The sequence below is a fragment of the Deltaproteobacteria bacterium genome (assembly GCA_005879535.1).
Lineage (GTDB): Bacteria > Myxococcota > Myxococcia > Myxococcales > 40CM-4-68-19 > 40CM-4-68-19.
In genome coordinates, this window is the sequence record VBKI01000091.1 from 141642 (window position 1) to 149708 (window position 8067).

Sequence of the window (8067 nt, forward strand, 5' to 3'; positions counted from 1 at the left end):
CATGCAGCGTCGGCCGAAGCAGCGGGGTCGCCGACGAGTTGCTGGACCCGCCCTGACCGCTGCCGTGGTCGTGGTCTCCATCGGAAGTCTCGGCGGGTTGCATCTCTGGGCGGGAGAGGCGGACAGCGCGTCGGGACCGGCCGATGCCCTGGGCCTGGCGCTTCTGCGGGCCGACCTGGAGCTGAATCCCGATGACGCGACCCTGCGCATGCGCCTGACCCGCGAGCAGCTCGCGCTTGGAATGTACCGGGACGCGGAGCGCACGTTGGTCCCGCTCTTCGGGGCAGGGACCGCAATGGCCCCGGAGGCGGCGCTCCTCTCGGTCGACGTCAAGCTGGCGGCATGGCGCGCGATCGCACCGGAGCTGCCGGCCCGCCACGCCGCGCAAGCCGATGCGCTGGCGCGGCTCGAGGCTTTCCTTCCCCGTCAGGGGAATCTCGACGACCTGGCGCATGCCGCCCGCGCCGCCCGCGAGCTGGGGCGTCCCGATCTCGCCGCGCGCGCGGACGAACGCGCCGCCGCGCTCGAGCCCGATCCAAGGCGCGCGATGGATCTCGGTTTGACCGCGGTCGACGAGTTCCGTGCGGCCGACCGCGGCGACGAGGCCTTGCGTCTGGCCGAGAAGCTGGTCGAGCGCTTCCCGGCAGAGCGCACCGTGGTCGAACGCGCCCTGGCGATTGCCCTGGCCCAGAACGATCCGCAGCGTGCCCGCCGCCTCGGTGAGCGACTGACCTCCATCGGAACGGTCGATCCCGTGTCCCTCGGACGGCAGCTCGATCTGGAGCTCGCCGCGGGCGATCTCGCGGGAGCGTTGAAGACCGCTGAACAGCTCGCCGGGATGTCTCCGGACGATGCGAATTCCCGGCTTACAGCCGCCCGGGTCGCGCTCTGGGCCGGCGAGCCGCGACGAGCCCTGTCGCACTGGAGCTGGCTCGCAAAGCGCCGCGGCGCGCTGCACGACATGGACGAGGCGCTCGCACTGGCGCGGGCCCTCCGGGACGAGGCCACCGTCGCCGACCTTCTCGGCGCGCGCGCCCGCCGGGTGCCCCTGCCGGCGGCCGCCCTCTCCGAGCTGACGCACGCGCTGGAGAGCACCGCGACGCCCCGCAGCGTGACCGAGGCGCTGGAGCGCTATGCGTCGCTCCGCCCGGCGAGCCGGGACGCCTGGGAGGCGCTCGCCTCTGCGCAGGAACGAAGGCGGGAGTTCGCGGCGGCGCTCGGGACGCGGCTGGAGATCGCTCGCCGCTTCGGCCGCAGCGTCGTGAATTCGGTGGCGGCGGCGAAACTTCAATGGGCCCTCGGGCGCCGCGGGGAAGCCTTGGCAGAGCTCCAGCGATTCGTCGACTCTGCGTCTCCGAACCGTTCCGAATACTGGGAAGTGCTCGCCGAGATCGCGTGGCAGGAAGAGGCGGATCCGATCGCGTTGCGCGCGTACCAGGCCCTCTGGGAGAGCGGGCACATCGACGTCGCCGGCGCAGAGCGGCTGCTGATGCTTACCCGCGAATCGGGGCGCCCGGACGACTTGATCCAGATCGGACGACTCGGCTGGTCGCGCATGCGGCAGCCGCGGCTCCTCTTGCTGGCGATGGACGAGGCGGCGCGCACCGGACGCTGGCCCCAGGTCGAGCGGATGGCCGCGGAGGCGGCGGCGTCGGGCGACGACTTCGCCAGCCTTCCCGCGTACTGGATGCTGCGGGCGCGCGCTGACGAAAGGGCGGGGCGGATTCCGGAAGCTATCGGTGCGTACCGTCGCGCGCTCGCCGGCGACCCGAAGTCCAAGGCGGCACGCGCCGGCATCCTCTGGCTGCTCTCCGGCGCCCATCAGCGCGGAACCCTCTCCGAATATCTCGCGTCCTGGGCAGACGACGCACCCAACGATCCCGAGCTCTCCCGCGCCTACGTCGCCGGCCTCGAGGAGCTGCGAACCGCGCGATCTCCTCTCCTTCCCCCGCCCGCGGCGGCTGGTGTCGACGTTGCCGGCGAGTCCCTGGGGAGCGTAGTGCTCGGCCAGCAGCGCGCGTTCGTGCGTTCCGAGATCCCTGGCGGCGAGTTGGAGCTTCGCCAGGGATTGCTCGCGGCGCTTCCGAACGATTCCGGCCTGCGCGTTCCGGCCGCCGAGACGAGGGTCTCGGCGCACGCGCGGTTGCCGGGGCTCGCGGGCCAGACGGAAGTGTCCGCAGGCGTCAGCCTGCGGCCAGATCGGAACGTGCTGCAGGCCGGCGTCGCACGGATGCAGCGATTTGCCTCGGTCGGCGAGGCGCGAATCGAGGCTTCTCTCCATGAGCCGGCGGACGAGTCGCTGGCCCTGCGCCTCGAGGCGGTGCGGACGCGGGTCGGCGGCGCGGTCGCGGTGAGCGAAGGAGCCGCCTACCAACGGCTGGCGTTGGACTTCAAGCGCTGGTCCACCCGGTCCGGCGCCGATCTCGGCAGGGGCGGGGCCGCGAACTTCGAGATCGGTTGGAGGACGCAAGGCCCTGACGCCATCGTCCGCTTGCAGGGCGGATATCAGCGCAACTCGCTCAACTCCGGCCCGTTGCCGGCGGCGCTGGCGGTCTTCGCCCCTGACGCATCGGCCGTCCTGCCCGGCGAGCTGGCATCGCTCGGTATCGGTGCGGGCCTGACCGGCTTGCCGGCCGGACCGGCACGGCTGGCGGCGGACGCCTGGATCGGATCCGTCGGTCCTCCGTTCCGGCCTGCATTCCGGATCCAGACGGGGATCGCCGTCGCACCCTTCAAGAACGGCGAGCTGGCGATGTCGGCGTTCGCCGCCAACGACCGCTTTGGCGTCGGCGGCAACCTCGGGCTCAACCTCTCGCTCACTCACCGATTCGGATTCTGACTCCATGAGACTCCATCCACCTTCCCAGCACGGCGGCAGCGACACGGGCCCGGAGCCGCGCACGCCCGCACCGGCGTGGCAATCATGGCTCGAGACCGTCGGACTGATGACGGTCCTCATCGTCATCGGGGCGCTGGTCGATCGCAGCGACCCGTTCCTGCTCCGCCGCGGATTCTCCTGGTTCACCCTCGCTCCGCTGCTGGCGGGATTGCAGTACGGCTCGACCCACGGACTGGCCGGCGCCGGCCTCCAGGCCGCGGTGCTGGCCATCGCCTGGAAGACGGGCATCGTCAGCGTGCCGGACTCGGCCTCCGAGACCGTGCTCGGCTGGCTCGTCGCGGGGCTACTCGCCGGCGAATTCCGCGACTCGTGGCTGCGGCGCGCCACGCAGCTCGAGTCGTTCGGCGACCACCTGCGCGGCCGCCTCGAAGGCCTCGGCCGGTCTTATCTGGCGCTGAAGATCTCGCACGACCGCCTGCGGCGAGCGACGCCCGAGGCGTCGCCGACCTTGAGGGACGCGCTGTCCGCTTTCCGCCGCGAGCTCGCGCAGCGTGGCGAGGCTTCCCTGCCAGCTTGTGGGGAGGCGATTCTGCAGCTCTTCGCGGAGCACGGGTTCGTTCGGGCGGCGACGCTGCATCCGGTGGACGCCAAGGGCCGGCCCGGGCCCGCGGTCGCCGCGTTGGGGTCGTCCGCCGAATCCGAGCGTGATTCTCTCGTTCGCCGGGCGGCCCGGACCGGCGTCACAATGAGCGTCCGCGACGGCTGCGAAGGCGACGGGGTCCTCGTTGCCGTCCCGCTCATCGATCTGTCTTGCCGCGCGCGTGCCGTGGTCGCCGTGCGCGACATGCCGTTCATCGCGCTGCACGCCGAGACGCTCGAGCTGCTCGCGGTGATCGGTGGCCGGCTGGGCGATGCCATCTCGCGCCCGTACGGCAAATTGCCGCCGCTGACCGAACGCGCCACCGCTCCGGCCGGGACGCCTCATTCACCCGAAGTCGCGCCAGTCGCCGAGCCGGTTCCGGCGCCGGTCAAGGAGGTCGCTTGAGACCGTTGCGCGACATCGCCGTGGTCGCCGCGCTCTTCTGCGAAGGCGTTGCAGGCGTCGCGCTGATGCGGGGATTCGGCATCCCCGCGCTCCTCGTCCACGTCGCGGCGTCCGGGTGGACGGCGGCATTGTTCCAGCGCGCGTTCGAGGGTCGCAGGCGCGGTGGCTTTGCGCTGATCTTCGCCACGGCATTCTTCGTGCCGTTCCTCGGAACGCTCGGTCTCGTTGCCGTCGCGGCGCTCACGCCGCGCGGGACCACGGCGCCCGAACGCGATTGCGTCAGCACGCGCATTCCGCGGCCGCCGGAGATGGTGGACTCCTGGAGCTTGCCGATCGGTGGCCGGCAACCTGGAGAACGCCAGGCGCGCATCGAAGCGCTGACTGCGCTCCGCGGCCGGTCCGATCCCGCCACCATCGCCGCTCTCCGCCATGCGATGGAAGACCGCGACGAGGACGTCAGGCTTCTCGCCCACGCGCTGCTCGAAGCGAAAAACCGGGCCGCCTGGCGGGAGATCGACGCAGCGAACGGCGCGCTCGATCGCGCACCGCAACGGCAGCTTGCTTCCATTCATCGGCGGCTGGCCTCGCAGTACTGGGAGGTCGCGTGGCTCGGCCTCGCCCAGGGCGAGTGCCTCGATCACGCGCTGGGGACTGCCCGGCACCACGCAACGGCGGCAGTCGAGCAGGATCCGCGCTCGGCGTCGCTTCACCTCCTGCTCGGCCGCATCGAGCTGCGGCTGGGCGAGCCTGAACGGGCAGAGATGGCGCTGCTCCGGGCCCGCGACCTCGGCCTGCCGGCAGGCATCGCTGCGCCGTACCTCGCGGAGGCGGCATTCCTCCGGCGCCGGTTCGATCTGGTGCGGAGCCACCTGTCCCTGCCGGCTCGATCGGCTCCTGGCGGAGCCGCGGCACGAGTCCGGAGGTACTGGACGTGAGCGCCATGAACCTCTCTCCGGCGCGGCCGGCGGACGTGGCCCTCCTCCTGGAAGGGACATACCCGTTCGTGCGGGGCGGCGTTTCCACGTGGGTACACAAGCTCATCGAGGCGCTGCCCGAGACGACCTTCTCGCTCGTTTTCATCGGCGGTCGCCGGTCGGATCACGGCCGCGCCGCCTACGCGTTCCCGCCGAACGTCGTCCATTTCGAGCGCCACTACCTGTTCGAGCCGCGAAAGGATTCGCCGGACCGCTCCGTAGACGCCTCCGCGGTCGACGAGCTCGACCGCCTCCACGATCATCTGCTCGGGGCTTCCCGGGCGCCTGCCGACGCCGAGCTCGTGAAGCGGCTCGCGCTCTGCCTGCAGGCGCCCGACGGGTTCGCGCGCGACGCGTTCCTGCACGAAGACGCCTGCTGGGACTGGATCTGCGATCGCTATCGCCGCGATCGCGCGGATTCCCCCTTCACCAGCTATTTCTGGACGCTGCGGTCCACGTATCTGGGCCTGTTCACCCTCGCCGACGTCGCCCGCCGATTGCCGCCCGCGCGCTTCTATCACGCGGTCTCGACGGGCTACGCCGGGTTCCTGGGCGCGCTCCTTCGCCACCAGCGAAGCCGTCCGCTCGTGCTCACCGAGCACGGCATCTACACGAAAGAGCGGATGATCGACCTCGCCAGCGCGGAGTCGATTCCGGGCGGCAGCGCCACCCGGTGCCTGTGGATGCGTTTCTTCCAGGGTCTGGGAACGATGACCTACGCATCCGCCGACCCGATCATCGCGCTCTACGACGGCAATCGGAAGCGGCAGATCGAGGACGGCGCGGCGGCGGAGCAGACGCGGATCATCGCCAACGGCATCGACGTCGAGCGGTTCCGGCCCCTGCGGGCGAAGCTGTCCGATGGCCCGCGTCCCGTGATCGGCTTCATCGGCCGCGTCGTTCCGATCAAGGACGTGAAGACGTTCATCCGGGCGATGAAGGCGATCGTCGCCGAGCGCCCCGAGGTGGAAGGCTGGATCGTCGGCCCCACCTCCGAGGACGAGGCGTACGCCACCGAATGCCGCCAGCTCGTGTCCGCGCTGGGCCTCGACCGCAACGTCAAGTTCCTCGGCTTCCGCGCGCCCGAGGAGATCCTCCCGCAGCTCGGTCTTCTCGCGCTGACCTCGATGAGCGAGGCGCTTCCCCTGGTCGTGCTCGAGGCCTTCGCCAGCGGTCTTCCGGTGCTCACCACCGACGTGGGCGCCTGCCGCGAGATGGTGGAAGGGCGCACGCCCGAGGATCGAGCGCTCGGATCTGCCGGCGCCGTGGTCCCCATCGCCGCGCCCGAGCAGACGGCGCGCGCGGCGCTTTCCCTTCTCGGCGATCCCGCGCGCTGGCGCAAGGCGCAGCGCGCGGCCGTTCGCCGCGTCGAGGCTCACTACACGCAGGAGCAGATGGTCGACGCGTACCGACAAGTCTACCGGGAGGCCGCGACATGGCGGGCATAGGATTCCAGCTCCGCACGCTGCTCTCCCGGGACAGCTACGCCGGTCTCCTCGGCGCGTACGGCTACGCCGGAGTCGCTTCCAGCGGACCCTGGGTCGTTTCCATCGGCGGAGTCCTCGCCATCGGCCTGCTCGCCACCGGATCCGTCGAGCCGCCCATCCGGGTGACGCAGTTCCTCGTCTCCATCACCTGGCTGATGTCCGCGTCGCTCCTTCTGACGGGCCCGCTGCAGCTTCTCTTCGCGCGGTTCGTGGCCGACCAGATCTATGCGCGGAAGAGCGAGCGGATCCTTCCCAATCTATTCGCCGCGCTCTCGATCACGACGTTCGCCGGCGGCGCGCTCGCATCGGCCGTGGTGCACACCGCATTCGACGAGTCGCTCGCTTGCCGCCTGCTCCTGGTCGCGAACTTCGTCGTGCTCTGCGACGGCTGGCTCCTGCTGGTGCTGCTCTCGGGTGTGAAGGCGTACCGGACGGTGGCGGCCCTGTTCCTCGCCGCCTATCTCGCTTCGATCGGAGGCGCGGCGGTACTGCGGCCCTTTGGTCTCGAGGGTCTGCTGGCAGGCTTTCTCATCGGGCAGGCCGGAGCGCTGTTCGGGATGCTCGCCTTGATCCTGCGCGCATTTCCCGGCGAGCGACGGCTCAGCTTCGACTTCCTCGATCCGCGCCAGGCGCATTACGAGCTCGCGGCCATCGGCGCCGTCTTCTATTTCGGCGTCTGGGCGGACAAGGCGGCCTTCTGGCTCAACCCCGGGACCTCGGAACCGGTGTTCGGTCCCCTTCGCTACTCCATCATCTACGATCTGCCCATCTTCTTCGCCTACCTCTCGGCGATCCCGGCCATGGCGGCGTTCTTCCTCCGCCTGGAGGCGGATTTCGCGGACCGCTGCCAGGAATTCTTCCGCTGCGTCCGCGACGGAGCGCCCCTCGATCGGCTCACGCGGGTCAAGGACGGCATGGTCGGCTGCGTCCGCCGCGGCTTGGCCGAGATCGTCAAGGTGCAGGGAGTGACGATGGTGCTGGTCTTCGTCGCGGGGCCGGCGATGCTGCGCGCAGCGGGCATCTCTCCGCTGTACCTGCGCTTGCTCTACGTGGATACGGCGGCGGTGTTCCTGCAGGTCGTCTTCCTCGCGGTCCTCAACGTCCTCTTCTACCTGGACCAGCGCAAGGCGGCGCTCGCCCTCAGCGCCTTGTTCGCCTGCGGGAACCTGGTTTTGACGCTGCTGACGCAGCGCCTCGGCCCAACCTGGTACGGGTACGGATTCGCCGCGTCCGCGCTGATCGCCTCCGCCACTGGCCTGCCGCTCCTGTCCCGCAAGCTCGACCATCTCGAGCGCGACACCTTCATGCAGCAACCGCTCTGGCCCCCGGCGCGTCCCGCGCCATGGGGAAAACGCTTTCGTTCTCTCGTTCAACGGAGGAGCCCAGTCGTGAACACACCTCGAGCCCTCATCGCGATCGCCGTCGTTTCCGTTGTCTTCGCTTGCGGACGCGGGTCAGACCCGCGCGCGACCAGCGCGACTTCCAGCGTAGCCGGGCGCCAGCTCGGGCTCGATCCGCTGCCGCCGCCCCCGATCGGTCCCATCTGCGAAGGTCCTGCCTGCGTCGGAGACCACGTGGAGTCAATCACCCTCGGACCTGTCGCACCGCCGGTGATTCCCAGCTCGCCGCTGGGTCCGACGCCTCCGCCTCCTCTGCCCGTCCCGCTCCCGTCGATCTGCCCGATCACGCATCTCGGGATGCAGGTCCTGGTCATCTCCGCGA

Annotated in this window: 5 protein-coding genes; all 5 read left to right on the plus strand. The window is 70.5% G+C overall.

Going from position 1 to position 8067, the window contains the following annotated elements:
• The first annotated feature begins 1 nt into the window (after window position 1).
• Window positions 2-2839, plus strand: a complete 2838-nt coding sequence (locus E6J58_22025) for a tetratricopeptide repeat protein (GenBank protein TMB33095.1) — start codon at window positions 2-4, stop codon at window positions 2837-2839.
• A 4-nt stretch (window positions 2840-2843) separates the two neighbouring features.
• Window positions 2844-3884 (plus strand): hypothetical protein, encoded by a 1041-nt coding sequence (locus E6J58_22030; protein ID TMB33096.1) that lies wholly within the window; start codon window positions 2844-2846, stop codon window positions 3882-3884.
• A complete protein-coding gene (locus tag E6J58_22035; protein TMB33097.1) occupies window positions 3881-4819 on the plus strand; it encodes a hypothetical protein in 939 nt (312 codons plus the stop codon). The genes E6J58_22030 and E6J58_22035 overlap by 4 nt, the downstream gene beginning before the upstream one ends.
• A 5-nt stretch (window positions 4820-4824) precedes the next feature.
• Window positions 4825-6306, plus strand: coding sequence for a DUF3492 domain-containing protein (locus tag E6J58_22040; GenBank protein TMB33107.1), 1482 nt, complete (start codon window positions 4825-4827; stop codon window positions 6304-6306).
• The coding region (locus tag E6J58_22045; GenBank protein TMB33098.1) for a hypothetical protein at window positions 6294-8067 on the plus strand (1774 nt) is incomplete at its 3' end. The genes E6J58_22040 and E6J58_22045, both read left to right, overlap by 13 nt.